The sequence below is a fragment of the Shinella sp. GW835-FHT14H05 genome (assembly GCF_058793575.1).
Map to the genome: position 1 here is coordinate 439,100 of NZ_JBXAFY010000001.1, position 13,356 is coordinate 452,455.

General features: G+C 64.7%; 12 protein-coding genes. 3 read left to right on the top strand and 9 right to left on the bottom strand.

Annotation, left to right across the window (positions count from 1 at the left end; all coding sequences use genetic code 11):
* Positions 1-42: 42 nt before the first annotated feature.
* Entirely contained in the window at positions 43-1,686 is a 1,644-nt protein-coding gene (locus AC1Q6Z_RS02085; RefSeq protein WP_492646572.1) for an FAD-binding dehydrogenase, read from the top strand.
* Positions 1,687-1,705: 19 nt separating this feature from the next.
* Here AC1Q6Z_RS02085 and AC1Q6Z_RS02090 read toward each other — a convergent pair whose 3' ends face one another.
* Both AC1Q6Z_RS02090 and AC1Q6Z_RS02095 read right to left on the bottom strand, forming a co-directional pair.
* Complete coding sequence (locus AC1Q6Z_RS02090; RefSeq protein WP_305112926.1) at positions 1,706-2,665, bottom strand: Bug family tripartite tricarboxylate transporter substrate binding protein; 960 nt, start codon at positions 2,663-2,665, stop codon at positions 1,706-1,708.
* Between the two features lie 128 nt (positions 2,666-2,793).
* Positions 2,794-4,620, bottom strand: a complete 1,827-nt coding sequence (locus AC1Q6Z_RS02095) for an ABC transporter transmembrane domain-containing protein (RefSeq protein ID WP_492646573.1) — start codon at positions 4,618-4,620, stop codon at positions 2,794-2,796.
* 190 nt (positions 4,621-4,810) lie between these two features.
* On the opposite strand from AC1Q6Z_RS02095, the gene rpmE reads away from it, so the two are divergent.
* The gene (gene rpmE / locus AC1Q6Z_RS02100) at positions 4,811-5,032 is read left to right on the top strand and encodes a 50S ribosomal protein L31 (protein ID WP_256120968.1); all 222 of its coding nucleotides are present in this window, start codon (positions 4,811-4,813) and stop codon (positions 5,030-5,032) included.
* Positions 5,033-5,160: 128 nt separating this feature from the next.
* On the opposite strand, the gene rcdA is transcribed toward rpmE, so the two are convergent.
* The 3 genes from rcdA to AC1Q6Z_RS02115 form a co-directional block, all read right to left on the bottom strand.
* A complete protein-coding gene (gene rcdA, locus AC1Q6Z_RS02105; RefSeq protein WP_439615953.1) occupies positions 5,161-5,679 on the bottom strand; it encodes a protease adaptor protein RcdA in 519 nt (172 codons plus the stop codon).
* A gap of 383 nt (positions 5,680-6,062) precedes the next feature.
* Entirely contained in the window at positions 6,063-6,251 is a 189-nt protein-coding gene (locus tag AC1Q6Z_RS02110) for a DUF1192 domain-containing protein (RefSeq protein ID WP_492646574.1), read from the bottom strand.
* Positions 6,248-7,525, bottom strand: a complete 1,278-nt coding sequence (locus AC1Q6Z_RS02115; RefSeq protein ID WP_256120971.1) for an MFS transporter — start codon at positions 7,523-7,525, stop codon at positions 6,248-6,250. The genes AC1Q6Z_RS02110 and AC1Q6Z_RS02115 overlap by 4 nt, the downstream gene beginning before the upstream one ends.
* A 152-nt stretch (positions 7,526-7,677) precedes the next feature.
* Here AC1Q6Z_RS02115 and AC1Q6Z_RS02120 point away from each other — a divergent pair, with 152 nt between their 5' ends.
* Positions 7,678-7,833, top strand: coding sequence for a hypothetical protein (locus AC1Q6Z_RS02120; RefSeq protein ID WP_256120972.1), 156 nt, complete (start codon positions 7,678-7,680; stop codon positions 7,831-7,833).
* A gap of 404 nt (positions 7,834-8,237) precedes the next feature.
* On the opposite strand, the gene AC1Q6Z_RS02125 is transcribed toward AC1Q6Z_RS02120, so the two are convergent.
* From AC1Q6Z_RS02125 to tkt, 4 genes are all read right to left on the bottom strand, one after another.
* Positions 8,238-9,437 carry a phosphoglycerate kinase gene (locus tag AC1Q6Z_RS02125; protein WP_492646575.1) on the bottom strand — a complete coding sequence of 400 codons (1,200 nt, stop codon included), beginning with the start codon at positions 9,435-9,437 and terminating at the stop codon, positions 8,238-8,240.
* Between the two features lie 16 nt (positions 9,438-9,453).
* Positions 9,454-10,020, bottom strand: coding sequence for a putative glycolipid-binding domain-containing protein (locus tag AC1Q6Z_RS02130; protein ID WP_492646576.1), 567 nt, complete (start codon positions 10,018-10,020; stop codon positions 9,454-9,456).
* 11 nt (positions 10,021-10,031) lie between these two features.
* On the bottom strand, positions 10,032-11,033 hold the full coding sequence (gene gap / locus AC1Q6Z_RS02135; RefSeq protein WP_023514642.1) for a type I glyceraldehyde-3-phosphate dehydrogenase: 1,002 nt from the start codon (positions 11,031-11,033) through the stop codon (positions 10,032-10,034).
* A gap of 84 nt (positions 11,034-11,117) precedes the next feature.
* Positions 11,118-13,100, bottom strand: coding sequence for a transketolase (gene tkt, locus AC1Q6Z_RS02140; protein ID WP_256120976.1), 1,983 nt, complete (start codon positions 13,098-13,100; stop codon positions 11,118-11,120).
* Positions 13,101-13,356: the final 256 nt, after the last annotated feature.

A 13,356-nucleotide genomic window follows, 5' to 3' on the forward strand; every position in this document is an offset into this window, starting at 1 on the left:
ACGTGCGCGTAAGTTTTCCCGACAGGGGCGGGAGGCTTTGCGGTGGATTGCGATCTGTTGGTAATCGGGGCTGGGCTTGCGGGCCTCGTGGCGGCGACGGAAGCGGCGGGCCGCGGCCTCAAGGTCATCGTCATCGACCAGGAGGGTGAGCAGAGCCTTGGCGGGCAGGCCTTCTGGTCGCTCGGCGGCCTGTTTTTCGTCGACAGTCCAGAACAGCGGCGCCTGCGCATTCGCGACACCCTCGGGCTTGCCCGGCAGGACTGGTTCGGCTCGGCGGGCTTCGACCGGCCGGAGGATCATTGGCCGCGCCTGTGGGCGGACGCCTATCTCGATTTCGCCAGCGGCGAGAAACGGGCGTGGCTGCATGCCATGGGCATGCGCTGGTTTCCCGTCGTCGGCTGGGCGGAGCGTGGCGGCGGGCTTGCCACCGGCCACGGCAATTCGGTGCCGCGCTTTCACGTCACCTGGGGCACCGGTCCCGGCGTGCTGGCGCCTTTCTTCCGGCGCGCCGAGGCGCTGCGTGCGTCCAAGGCGCTCTTCGTCCGCTTCCGCCATCGGGTCGACGGCCTCATCGTCGAGAATGGCACCGTCGTCGGGGCGCATGGCGCGGTGCTGAAGCCGGACAATGCCGCGCGGGGCCGGTCGACCTCACGCGAGGCTGTGGGTGACTTCAGCCTGCGCGCCGGCGCCGTGCTTGTCGCCTCCGGCGGCATCGGCGGCAATTCGGATCTGGTGCGGCAGAACTGGCCGCGCGACCGTCTCGGCGAGCCGCCGGGTTTCATGGTGAGCGGCGTGCCGGCCCATGTCGACGGGCGCATGCTGGCAATCGCGCAGGCGGCGGGCGGCTCCGTCATCAATGGCGACCGCATGTGGCATTATACCGAGGGCCTCCGAAACTGGGACCCGATCTGGCCGGGCCATGGAATCCGCATCCTGCCGGGACCGTCTTCGCTCTGGCTCGATGCGACGGGCCGGCGTTTTCCGGCGCCCGCCATGCCGGGCTTCGACACGCTGGCGACGCTGAAGGCCATCCGAGCGACCGGCCACGACCACAGTTGGTTCATCCTGACGCGGGCGATCATCAAGAAGGAATTTGCGCTCTCCGGCTCCGAGCAGAACCCCGATCTCACCGGCAAGGACATCCCGCTGCTGCTGAAGCGCCTCGGCCGAAATCCGCCCGGCCCGGTGCAGGCCTTCATGGACAAGGGCGCGAATTTCGTCGTGCGCAAGGATCTCGGAGACCTCGTCTCCGCCATGAACGGGCTCACCGGCGAGCCGCTTCTGGACGTAACGCAGGTGCGGGCCGAAGTGGAGGCGCGTGACCGGGAGATCGACAATCCGTTCTCCAAGGATGCGCAGGTCACCGCGATCCGTGGCGCGCGCGCCTATCTCGGCGACAGGCTGATGCGCACGGCGCGGCCGCACCGCCTGCTCGATCCGAAGGCCGGGCCGCTGATTGCCGTGCGGCTCAACATCCTGACGCGCAAGACGCTGGGCGGCTTGCAGACCAATCTGTCCGGGCAGGTGCTGGAGCTTTCCGGCAAGCCGGTGCCGGGCCTCTATGCGGCGGGCGAGGCGGCCGGATTCGGCGGCGGCGGCCTGCATGGCTACAATGCGCTGGAGGGTACGTTCCTCGGCGGCTGCCTGTTTTCCGGCCGCGTGGCGGGAAGGGCGGTCGGCGCCTGAAAGCGCCGACCGGAGATGATCAATCCATCTGGATCTTGGCGCCTTCGACGACCGGCTTCCACTTGGCAAGCTCGGCGGTCACATGCTTGCCGAGTTCTTCCGGCGTGGAACCGACGATCGTCGCGCTGAATTCCTTCATGCGCTCGATGACGGCGGGATCCTTCAGCGTATTGTTGGCCGCCTCGTTGAGTTTCGCCACGACCTCCGTCGGCGTGCCGGCCGGCGCGAAGAGCGCGTTCCACGTATAGGTCTCGTAGCCCGGAATGCCGGATTCGGCGATGGTCGGCACATCCGGGAAGGAGGCGGCGCGTTCCTTCGTCGTGACGGCGAGCGCGCGCAACGTGCCGGCCTTGATATGGGCGGAGGAGGAGGGCAGGTTGTCGAACATGATCGGGATCTGGTTGCCGATCACGTCGTTCAGCGCCGGGCCGGAGCCCTTGTAGGGCACATGCTGCATGCTGACGCCGGCCATGCTCTTGAAGAGTTCGCCGGAGAGGTGCAGCGGCGTGCCGTTGCCCGACGAGGCATAGCTGTAGCCCTGCGGATCGGCCTTCAGCAGCGCCAGCAGCTCCTCGACGTTCTTTGCCGGCAGTTCCGGGTTCACCACCAGCACATTCGGCACGACGACGAGCAGCGAGACGGGCGCAAAGTCTTTTTCCGCATCATAGGGTTTGGTCTTGAGGATGAGCGGGTTCAGCGCGTGGGTGGCGACGGTTCCCATCAGGATCGTGTAGCCGTCCGGGTCCGCGCGCGCCACGCGGTCCGCACCGAGGCTGCCGCCGGCACCGCCGACGTTCTCCACGATGACCTGCTGGCCAAGCCCTTCCGACATCTTCTGCGCGATGATGCGCGCGACCACGTCCGTCGAGCCGCCGGCGGCGAAGGGCACGACGAGCGTGATGGTCCGGTCGGGAAATTGCTGGGCGCTGGCGGGCAGGCCGAGTGCCAGCGATGCCAGCACGGTGGTGCCGAGGGCCATGAGGGTACGGCGGGTAATCGTCGAAAATGCCACGGGGTTCTCCTCCCAAGAGTGACGCGGGCCAAGAGTGACGCAGGTCGCTCCTTCACAATAGGGCGGCAGGCCGGGGAGGCAAGGGCAGGTAACGGTTAACTCGCCGCGCGGTCCTCTCCCAGGAAGGCCTGGCCGCCGTGATCGAACTGCAACCGGGCAAGGCGAGCATAGAGGCCGTCCTGGCGGATCAGCGACTGGTGGGTGCCCTCCTCGACGACGCGGCCCGCCTCCATGACGAGGATGCGGTCGGCCTTGAGCACGGTCGCGAGACGGTGCGCGATGACGATCGTCGTGCGCTTGCCCATCTGGCCGTCGAGCGCCTTCTGCACCAGCGTCTCGCTTTCGGCATCGAGCGCGGAGGTCGCCTCGTCGAGCAGCAGGAGCGGCGCAGCATCCTTCAGGATCGCACGGGCAATCGCGATGCGCTGGCGCTGGCCGCCGGACAGCGTCACGCCGCGTTCGCCGACCATCGTGTCGTAACCCTTGTCGAGGCGGGCGATGAACTCTTCCGCCTGCGCGGCGCGGGCGGCGGCCTGCACGGCCTCGTCGCTTACATTGGTCAGTCCGAAGGCGATGTTGTCGCGGATCGTCGCGGCGAAGATGGTGACGTCCTGCGGCACCAGCGCGATGCGGCGGCGCAGCTCTTCCGGGTCGGCGGCGCGCAGGTCCACGCCGTCGAGCGTGATCGTGCCGGCATCGGGATCGTAGAAACGCAGGACGAGCGACAGGATCGTGCTCTTGCCAGCGCCGGAGGGGCCGACGATGGCGACGGTCTCGCCAGCTTTGACGGCAAAGCTCAGGCCGTTGACGCTGCGGTAGCCGGGACGGGCAGGGTAGGAGAAGTGCACGTCCTGGAAGGCGAGTTCGCCGCGGGCGGGGAGGGGTAGGGCGACCGGATTGGCGGGTGCGGTGATCGCCGGCTGTTCGGCAAGCAGTTCGGTCAGGCGTTCGGCGGCACCGGCGGCCTGCGAAAGCTCGCCCCAGACTTCCGACAGGGCGCCAAGGCTGCCGGCGGCGAAGACGGCGTAGAGCAGGAACTGGCCGAGCGTGCCGGGGGAAAGATTGCCTGCGAGCACGTCGCGGGCGCCGAACCACAGGACGGCGACGACGGAGCCGAAGATCATGGCGATCGCAAAACCCGTGAGCAGCGAGCGGGCGCGGATGGCGGCGCGGGCGGCTTCATAGGCGCTTTCGACATTGCCGAAGAAGCGGGCGCGGGCGGCTTCTTCCGCATTGAAGGCCTGGAGCGTGCGGGTCGCGCCGATCGCCTCGCCGGCATAGGCGGAGGCTGCGGCGAGTGTATCCTGCGCCTCGCGCGAGCGGCGGCGCACCGAGCGGCCGAAGGCGACGAGCGGGAAGACGATGACCGGAATGGCGGCGATGACGAGGCTGGACAGTTTCGGGCTGGTATAGACCATCATCGCGATCGCACCCAGACAGAGGATGAGATTGCGCAATGCGACCGAAGCGGTGGCGCCGACGGCGGACTTGATCTGCGTTGTATCGGCGGTGAGCCGCGAGACGATCTCGCCGGATTGGTTCACATCGAAGAAGGCGGGCGACAGTTTCGTCACATGGGCGAACACGTCACGGCGGAGATCCGCGACGATACGCTCGCCGAGCGTGATGACGAAATAGTAGCGCATGCCGCTGGCGACCGCGAGCAGGCCGGCCAGCACGAAGAGCATCATGAAATAGGTGTTGATGAAGCCCGCATCGGCACCGGAGAAGCCGTGGTCGATCATCCGGCGCACCGCGAGCGGAAGGATGAGCGTCGTGATCGCAGCCATGACGAGCGCCACCAGCGCACCGGCGACGAGGCCGCGATAGCGGCCGATATAGGGAAGGAGCCTGCCCAGCGGACGGACGGTCCGGCGCTCGGTTTTCGCCGGCGCGGTTGCTTCTCTGTCTGCGGACACCATACCCCCGTTTCCAGTGCCTGGCGGCACGAATTGTCTTTCGGCTCTTGTTATCCAGACGGCCTTCATGTATAGGCTCGCCATCGAATTGGGAAGCCGTAGGTCTAGCCGACCGCGGCTTCATTTACGTCTTTGGCCCCGCTGTCGCAATGCGTTGCGACAAATGGCCCCCGGAACAAGCAGGAAGATTGTCATGAAGGCTGATATCCATCCCGACTACCACGTCATCAAGGTCGTCATGACCGACGGCACCGAGTACGAAACCCGCTCGACCTGGGGTTCGGAAGGCGCAACGATGAACCTCGAAATCGACCCGACCTCGCACCCGGCCTGGACCGGCGGCAACCAGCAGATGCTGGACCGCGGCGGCCGCGTTTCCAAGTTCAAGAAGCGCTTCTCGGGCCTCGGCCTCTAATCTGCTTCTACTAGACGGTTTCAAGAACCCGGCTTCGGCCGGGTTTTTTGTTGCCTGTTTTTATTCGTGCGACAAAAACGAAAAACCCGGCCGAAGCCGGGTCCTGTCATTTCGTCTGCGACTGTCGCTCAGTTGTTGCCGAAGGCGGTCTGCAGCAGGTTGAGCTGGGCCTGGACGCTGTTCTGGTTGTCCGGCGAGAAGGTCTGGACGTCCTGCGGGCGGTAGATTTCGCGGTCGAGCAGGGCGATGCGGTTCTGCAGGCGCAACGACCGTTCGATCAGGTCGCGGAAGGCTTCCGGCAGGTCATTCCAGCCGGGCGCGGTCTTGTCGACGTTGAAGCTGTCGAGGCGCACCTTGTTCTTTTCCGAGAGAACCTGGTCGCGGCTCATCTCGCCATTGTTGACGGCGCGCTGGAGCAGCAGCCAGGAGGCCATCTGCATAAGGCGGGTGGTCAGCCGCATCGATTCCGCTGCATAGAGTACCGAGGCCATGCGGGGCAGGACCTTGGAGGCCTGGCGACCGACGCCGTCCAGATAGCTTGCCGTTTCCTCGACGAGACCCATGCCTTCGGCGTACAGGGACTTGAATTGCGCCGACGACGCAACATGGCCAGCGAAGCTGACGGTATTCAATCCACGATCGGACATGGTGTCATCCCTGTTGAACGCATCACAATGCAGGTAACGGAAGGTGAGGGCCCTATGTTCCGAGCCGCCCTTTTATGTCTCAAGGATGATCCCATAACCTAATTCGCGCAAGGGCATTCTTAATAAAGGGTTAATCTCCACAATTGTTTCGGCACAGGTGCCTGTGGCGCCCTCGTGCAAACAAAAAAAGAGCCGCGGAAAGCGGCTCTCAAGGTAAAACAGGGAGAAAAATCAGACCGAAACCCCGAAGGGAGAAAATGTCTGAACCCGGAAGACCGGATGACAAAAGTAATAACGTATAAGGCTTAATGGCCGGTTAACTCTATTGTCCGATTGCCCTTTCCTGTGCCTTTTCGGCAAGGGTGCGGCAATCTGGCGCGTGGTTAACGAAACAGATTTTCGGCCGCCGAACGGCTCGCACCCTTCTTCGTCTTCTCCGATTCGAGCCGTTCAATTTCTTCGCGCAGAAGCGCGATTCGCGCTGCGAGCTCGTCCACCGAGAGGAGCGAAAGGTCGCTGCCGATCTCGTGGGCGATCTTCTTTTGCGGGCGGTCGTCGTCGAAGAGGCTCATGCCGTTTTCTCCTCCGATAGGTCGTCGCTCGCCTGCTGCTGCGGCAGGGCGCGCGGCGAAAGCTGCAGGCTTTCCGGCGTCGTCATCGTGCCGGGATTGATGGTGGTGTAGGAATCGCGCATCTCGGCGGGCTTTGCGGCGCGGCGGCGGCTGCGGAAGATCGCGTAGGCGGTGATCAGGATATGCGCCCAGCAGGTAACCATAAAGAGGGCATAGGGGCCGACGGCCGACATGATGGGACCGCCGATCGTCGGGCCGATGATCGTGCCGATGCCGTAAAGCAGCAGCAGGCCGCCCGACACCTTCACGAAGTCCTCGGGGCTGGCGAAGTCGTTGGCGTGTGAGACGGCGATCGGGTAGAGCGCGTTCGCCGTCGCGCCGTAAAGCGCCGTCAGCACCAGCAGCACCGTGACGGAGGCCGGCTGGAAGACGAAGAGGGCGAGGCCGGCCCCGGCGGCGACGGCCGACAGGATGGCGAGCACAATGCGCCGGTCGATCCGGTCGGACATGCGGCCGGCCGGAAGCTGCATGACGGCGCCGGCGAAGATCGCGACGCTCATCATGATGGCGATCGAGCTGGAGGTGAGGCCGGCATTGGCACCGAAGACGGCACCCAGCGTGCCGAAGGCGCCGTTCGCAATGCCGATCAGCACGATGCCGACGCAGGCGACGGGCGAGGTGCGGAAGAGGGCGGGAATATCGAGCCGGACCTGCTTCAGCGGCTGCGGCGAGGCGGCGGTGGACAGCGTCGTCGGCAGCATGGCGAAGCAGTAGAGAATGCCGGCGAACATGAAGAGCATCGGCGTCGTGACGTCGCCGAGCGCCACCGTCATCTGGCCACCGACGGTGCCGACGAGCGTGATGGCAATATAGAGCGAGAAGATCAGGCCGCGGCTTTCATTCGTGGCGCGCTCGTTCAGCCAGCTTTCGATGATCATCGACGTGCCGGCAATCGAGAAGCCGGTGACGGCGCGCAGCACGATCCACCAGAAGGGATCGACCAGCATGCCGGTCAGGAGCGCGATGATGGCGATCAGCGAGGCGAAGCCGGAAAAGGCGCGCACATGGCCGATGCGCTTGACGATGGTCGGCGCCATGAGGCAGCCGAGCACGAAGCCGGAGGCCCAGGACGTGCCGAGCAGGCCGAGCATCGTCGTCTCATAGCCTTCGAAGGCGCCGCGCATGGGCAGCAGCAGGCCGTGCAGGCCGTTTCCAAGGAAAAGGAACAGCGTGCCCATGAGAAGCGCGAAGACGGAGATGAGGTTGTTACGCATGATATTTTCGTGAGTTTCGCCAATGGGTAAGGAATAGCGCACTCGCTGCCGATTGCCAGATACAAAGGCGACACGCGAACGATTTTCAGACCCTGCGCTGATCGCTTGGAAAAGTGTCTCGGGTGTGACAGGAAGGGCGGAGAAAGGCCACCATGTCGAAAATCCTTCCCGCTTTGCTGCTCGCCGTCATGCTGCTGCATCTCATCCGGCCCATCGGCCTGCCGGGGCTGAAGCGGCGCGCGGATTTCTGGAAGATCGCGGTCGTCGCCATCGTGCTGATGATGCTGACGGTTTTAATCCGGCCTTGAACAACTTCCCCAAGGAAGGTTCTCCGTAGTCCCCAGTTGCCGCTACCTCTCTGTCGTCATGGTCGAGCTTGACCCGACCATCCATGCCGCGGGTGGGCGGTGGATCCTCGGGTCGAGCCCGAGGATGACGTTGGAGGTGTGGGGAGCCTACAGCCACCAGATAGCCGAAACGCAAAAGGGCCACCCGAAGGTGGCCCCCATGAGGTTTGGTCCGGTGCGGACCCGGGTCTTGCGACCCGAAGGAAGGCGGGATCAGAACGAGGGCTGCCTCGTTTCGTTCACCACAATTCCCATGCCCGAAGCCAAGACCGAAATCTCATTAGACATTGGATCACCTTCCTTTCTGTTCGTTGATACTGACTAGAAATGTAGGCGATCTACGGCTGAGCGCAAGCCCCCCGGCGTTATTTCTGCTGGTGCAGGATTTCGACGCCCGGCAGCGGTTTGCCTTCCATCCATTCCAGGAAGGCGCCGCCGGCCGTCGAGACATAGGTGAAATCGTCCGCAACGCCGGCATGGTTGAGGGCTGCGACGGTGTCGCCGCCACCGGCGACGGAGACCAGCTTGCCTTCTTTCGTGCGGGCGGCGGCGTGTTTTGCAGCGGAGACCGTCGCCGTGTCGAAGGGGGCGATTTCGAAGGCGCCGAGCGGGCCGTTCCAGACGAGCGTCGCGGCGCGCGAGATCCAGGCATTGACGGCTTCGACCGTCTTCGGGCCGACGTCGAGCATCATGGCATCGGCGGGAATGGCGTTGACATCGACCACTTCGTTCTCGGCATTGGCCTTGAACTCGCGGGCGATGACGCCGTCTTCCGGCAGCACGATGGCGCAGGTGGCGGTCGCCGCCTCGATCATGATCTGCTTGGCGGTTTCGGCGAGGTCATGCTCGCAGAGCGACTTGCCGACATTGGTGCCGCGGGCGGCGAGGAAGGTGTTCGCCATGCCGCCGCCGATGACCAGCGCGTCGACGCGCTTCACGAGGTTCATCAGGAGGTCGATCTTGGTGGAGACCTTGGCGCCGCCGACGATGGCGACGACCGGGCGGGACGGATTGCCGAGGCCCTTTTCCAGCGCTTCGAGCTCGGCCTGCATGGTGCGGCCGGCATAGGCGGGCAAGAGGTGGGCGAGGCCCTCGGTCGAGGCATGGGCGCGGTGTGCGGCGGAGAAGGCGTCGTTGACATAGAGGTCGCCATTGGCGGCGAGCGCTGCGGTGAAGTCCGGGTTGTTCTTCTCTTCGCCCTTGTGGAAGCGGGTGTTTTCGAGAAGCAGGATGTCGCCGTTCTGCAGCGATGCGATGGCGGCTGCGGCAGCCTCGCCGATGCAATCGGCGGCGAAATGCACCTTCGTGCCGAGCACGTCGTTCACGGCGGGAAGGATCTGCTCCAGCGACATGTCGGCGACGACGGCGCCCTGCGGGCGGCCGAAATGGGCGAGCAGGATAACCTTGGCGCCCTTCTTCGACAGTTCCAGGATGGTCGGCGCGACGCGCTCGATGCGGGTTGCATCGGTGACCTTGCCGTCCTTGACCGGTACGTTGAGATCGACGCGGACGAGCACGCGCTTGCCGGCGATGTCGGTGAGGTTGTCGAGGGTCTTGAAGGTCATTGGGGGAGGGCTCCCGTCAGAGTCTTGCGAATAGGGTGGGGTAGTCGGTCACGAAGCCATCGGCATCGACCGGAAGTTCCGCGGTGAACGTGCCGTCCTCTTCCTCGAAGAGGTAGCGCGCATCCGCCGCGAGGCAGTTGTAGAACTGACCGTCCGGAAAGGGCTCGAACGTGTCGAAGGGCACGTAGACCATGGTCAGCAGCGGGCTCTTTTCGCCTTTTGCGAGGTTTAGGCGGCGGATCGGCAGCGTGTTGGTGAAGGGCGAGCCGGCAAGATCGATGTCGATGCAGCCGTCGAAGGCGGGAAGCGGCGTTCCGTCTTCCGATCGCCAGTGCCCCTGTCCATCCGATGTCATCGCGATGCGCTGACCCGTAGTGACCTCCACCAGGAAGGACCGGACATGCCAGGCCGCGTCGAGATCGACCCGGTAGTGAACGCCATAGGGAATGCTGGGCTCGCGCTCGCCGATGACGGCGCTTTCCACACGAATGCCGCCGTCGAGGGCGCGCACGGTGAGGTGTTCCAGCCCCTCGCCCTCCAACGGGCGCCAGCGGACCGTCTTGAGGGTGAGGGGCGGGAACATGATCGGCGTCCTTAGATCAGCTTGCCGAGGGCAACAGCCGTGTCGGACATGCGGTTCGAGAAGCCCCACTCGTTGTCGTACCAGGACAGGATGCGAACGAGGTTGCCGTCCAGCACCTTGGTCTGGTCGGCAGCGAAGTTCGAGGAATGGCTGTCATGGTTGAAGTCGATGGAGACGAGCGGGCCGGTGACGTAGTCCAGGATGCCCTTCAGCTCGCCTTCGGCGGCGGCCTTGATGGCGGCGTTGACTTCGTCAGCCGTGACATTGCGCGACGGCACGAACTTCAGGTCGACGACCGAGACGTTCGGGGTCGGCACGCGGATCGCCGAACCGTCGAGCTTGCCTGCAAGCTGCGGCAGCACGAGGCCGACGGCCTTGGCGGCACCCGTCGAGGTCGGGATCATGGACAGGGCTGCAGCGCGGGCGCGGTACAGGTCCTTGTGCATGGTGTCGAGCGTCGGCTGGTCACCCGTGTAGGAGTGGATCGTCGTCATGTAGCCCTTCTCGATGCCGAAGGCCTTGTCGAGAATGTAGGCGACGGGCGCCAGGCAGTTCGTCGTGCAGGACGCGTTCGAGATGACGAGGTCGTCCTTGGTCAGCGTGTTGTGGTTGACGCCGTAGACGATGGTCTTGTCGGCATTGTCGCACGGTGCGGAGACGATGACGCGCTTGGAGCCGTTGGCGAGATGCGCGCCGGCCTTTTCCTTCGTCGTGAACAGGCCGGTGCATTCCAGCGCGATGTCGACGTCGCCCCAGGGCAGTTCCTTCGGGTCACGGATGGCGGTGACGCGGATCGGGCCGCGGCCGACGTCGATCGTGTCGCCGGAAACCGTGACGGTACCCGGGAACTTGCCGTGGACGGAATCGTAGCGAACGAGATGCGCGTTGGTCTCGACCGGGCCGAGATCGTTGACGGCGACGACTTCGATGTCGGTGCGGCCGGATTCGACGATGGCGCGGAGCACGTTGCGGCCGATGCGGCCGAATCCGTTGATGGCAACTTTCACAGTCATTTGGGGTCTCTCCCTATCAAAAATCTAATGGCAGTCTGAGCGGGCGCGGCGGGTGGCCGCGCCCCCAGGACACTCAGGCGACACTCAGGCGAGCTTGGCTTCCGCAGCGGCGACGACAGCCTCCGGCGTGATGCCGAAGTGCTTGTAGAGTTCCTTGTAGGGACCCGAGGCGCCGAAGGAGGACATGCCGATGAAGATGCCGTCGGAGCCGATGAAGTGATCCCAGCCCTGGCGGATGCCGGCTTCGACGGCGATCTTGACCGGCGAATTGCCGATGACCGCCTGCTGGTAGGCTTCCGGCTGCTCGGCGAAGAGCTCGACGCAGGGCACGGAAACGACGCGGGTCGAGATGCCCTTGGCCGACAGCGTCTGCTGGGCCTTCACGGCGATCTCGATTTCCGAGCCGGAGGCGAAGATCGTGACCTGTGCATCGCTTGCCGAAACGAGGTCGTAGGCGCCGCGGGCGGAGAGGTTTTCCTCTTCGTATTCCAGGCGCACCGGCATCAGGTTCTGGCGGGTCAGCGCAATCGCCGACGGGCGGTTGTGGCTTTCGAGCGCCAGCTGCCAGACCTCTGCCGTTTCCGTGGCATCGGCCGGGCGGAAGACGAGCAGGTTCGGGATGGCGCGCAGTGCGGCCATGTGCTCGACAGGCTGGTGCGTCGGGCCGTCTTCGCCGAGACCGATGGAATCATGGGTCAGGACGTGGATGACGCGGATGCCCATCAGCGCGGCAAGGCGGATCGACGGACGGCAATAGTCCGAGAAGATCAGGAAGCCGCCGGAATACGGGATCAGGCCGCCGTGCAGCGCGATACCGTTCATGGCGGCCGCCATGCCGTGCTCGCGCACGCCGTAGTGGAGGTAGCGGCCGGAGAAGTCGGTCGGCGTGATCGACTTGGTCTGGCTGGTCTTGGTGTTGTTCGAGCCGGTCAGGTCGGCCGAGCCGCCGATCGTTTCGGCGAGCACGCCGTTGATGACTTCCAGCGCGTCCTCGGAGGCCTTGCGGGTCGCCGGGTTCGGTTTGGTTTCGGCGAGCTTCTTCTTGTAGGCGGCAATCGCCGAGTCGAGACCGCTTTCGAGTTCGCCGGCGAAGCGGCGCACGAACTGGGCCTTCTTCTCGCCTTCGGTCTTTTCGAGGCGGGTGTCCCATTCCTTGTGGGTCTTGGCAGAGCGAAGGCCGGCCAGACGCCAGGCGTCGAGCACGTCGGAGGGAACGACGAAGGCTTCCGATTCCCAGTTCAGCGCCTTGCGGGTGGCGGCGATTTCTTCCGCACCGAGCGGCGAACCATGCACCTTGTGCGTGCCGGCCTTGTTCGGCGCGCCAAAACCGATCGTCGTCTTGCAGGCGATCAGGGTCGGCTTGTCGGACTTCTGTGCTTCCTCGATGGCGGCAGCGATTGCGTCCGGATCGTGGCCGTCGACGGCGATCGTGTGCCAGTGCGAGGCGCGGAAGCGGGCGTGCTGGTCGGTCGAGTCGGCAATCGAGATTGGGCCGTCGATCGAGATGTTGTTGTCGTCCCAGAACACGATCAGCTTGTTGAGCTTCAGGTGGCCGGCGAGCGAGAGTGCTTCCTGGCTGATACCCTCCATGAGGCAGCCGTCACCCACGATGGCGTAGGTGTAGTGCTCGATAAGGTCGGCGCCGAACTCGTCGCGCAGCTTGCGCTCGGCGATCGCCATGCCGACTGCATTGGCAATACCCTGGCCGAGCGGGCCGGTGGTCGTCTCGATGCCGGCGGCGTGGCCGTATTCCGGGTGACCGGCGGTGCGCGCGCCGAGCTGGCGGAAATTCTTGATCTCGTCGATCGTGATGTCCTCGTAGCCGGTCAAATAGAGCAGCGAATAGAGGAGCATCGAGCCGTGGCCGGCCGACAGCACGAAGCGGTCACGGTTCGGCCAGGACGGTGTCTTCGGATCGAAGGAGAGGAAGCGGGTGAAAAGAACCGTTGCGATGTCTGCTGCGCCCATGGGCAGGCCGGGATGACCCGAGTTCGCCTTTTCCACGGCATCCATGGAAAGGAAGCGAATTGCGTTCGCCATCCGGTCGTGTTTTTCGCGAGAGATCATGACTGTTCCGTATTCTTCGGGGTGTCAGGGCCGATGCCGTTTCGGGCATCGGTTAGGAAGCGGGAGACACATAGCAGGTGCGCCGTCGGAGTCAACGAATTCGGCTGCTTTTGCGGGTTTCCACGACCAATTCCGCCGCATTTCTTAGCGTTTTTTAAATCGATTGAACAGCGGCCGAGGCCGCGGTCCCGCTATCTGATCCACAGGGTGTTTGCGCCGCGGATTGCCGCGCTGTTGACGCTGCCGCCCGCTGTTG

Bases quoted from the DNA above. Each gene is read 5' to 3' on its own strand.
- AC1Q6Z_RS02090 (WP_305112926.1), bottom strand. From the start codon at position 2,665: ATGGCCCTCGGCACCACCGTGCTGGCATCGCTGGCACTCGGCCTGCCC.
- AC1Q6Z_RS02095 (WP_492646573.1), bottom strand. From the start codon at position 4,620: ATGGTGTCCGCAGACAGAGAAGCAACCGCGCCGGCGAAAACCGAGCGC.
- rpmE (WP_256120968.1), top strand. From the start codon at position 4,811: ATGAAGGCTGATATCCATCCCGACTACCACGTCATCAAGGTCGTCATG.
- rcdA (WP_439615953.1), bottom strand. From the start codon at position 5,679: ATGTCCGATCGTGGATTGAATACCGTCAGCTTCGCTGGCCATGTTGCG.
- AC1Q6Z_RS02110 (WP_492646574.1), bottom strand. From the start codon at position 6,251: ATGAGCCTCTTCGACGACGACCGCCCGCAAAAGAAGATCGCCCACGAG.
- AC1Q6Z_RS02115 (WP_256120971.1), bottom strand. From the start codon at position 7,525: ATGCGTAACAACCTCATCTCCGTCTTCGCGCTTCTCATGGGCACGCTG.
- AC1Q6Z_RS02120 (WP_256120972.1), top strand. From the start codon at position 7,678: ATGTCGAAAATCCTTCCCGCTTTGCTGCTCGCCGTCATGCTGCTGCAT.
- AC1Q6Z_RS02125 (WP_492646575.1), bottom strand. From the start codon at position 9,437: ATGACCTTCAAGACCCTCGACAACCTCACCGACATCGCCGGCAAGCGC.
- AC1Q6Z_RS02130 (WP_492646576.1), bottom strand. From the start codon at position 10,020: ATGTTCCCGCCCCTCACCCTCAAGACGGTCCGCTGGCGCCCGTTGGAG.
- gap (WP_023514642.1), bottom strand. From the start codon at position 11,033: ATGACTGTGAAAGTTGCCATCAACGGATTCGGCCGCATCGGCCGCAAC.
- tkt (WP_256120976.1), bottom strand. From the start codon at position 13,100: ATGATCTCTCGCGAAAAACACGACCGGATGGCGAACGCAATTCGCTTC.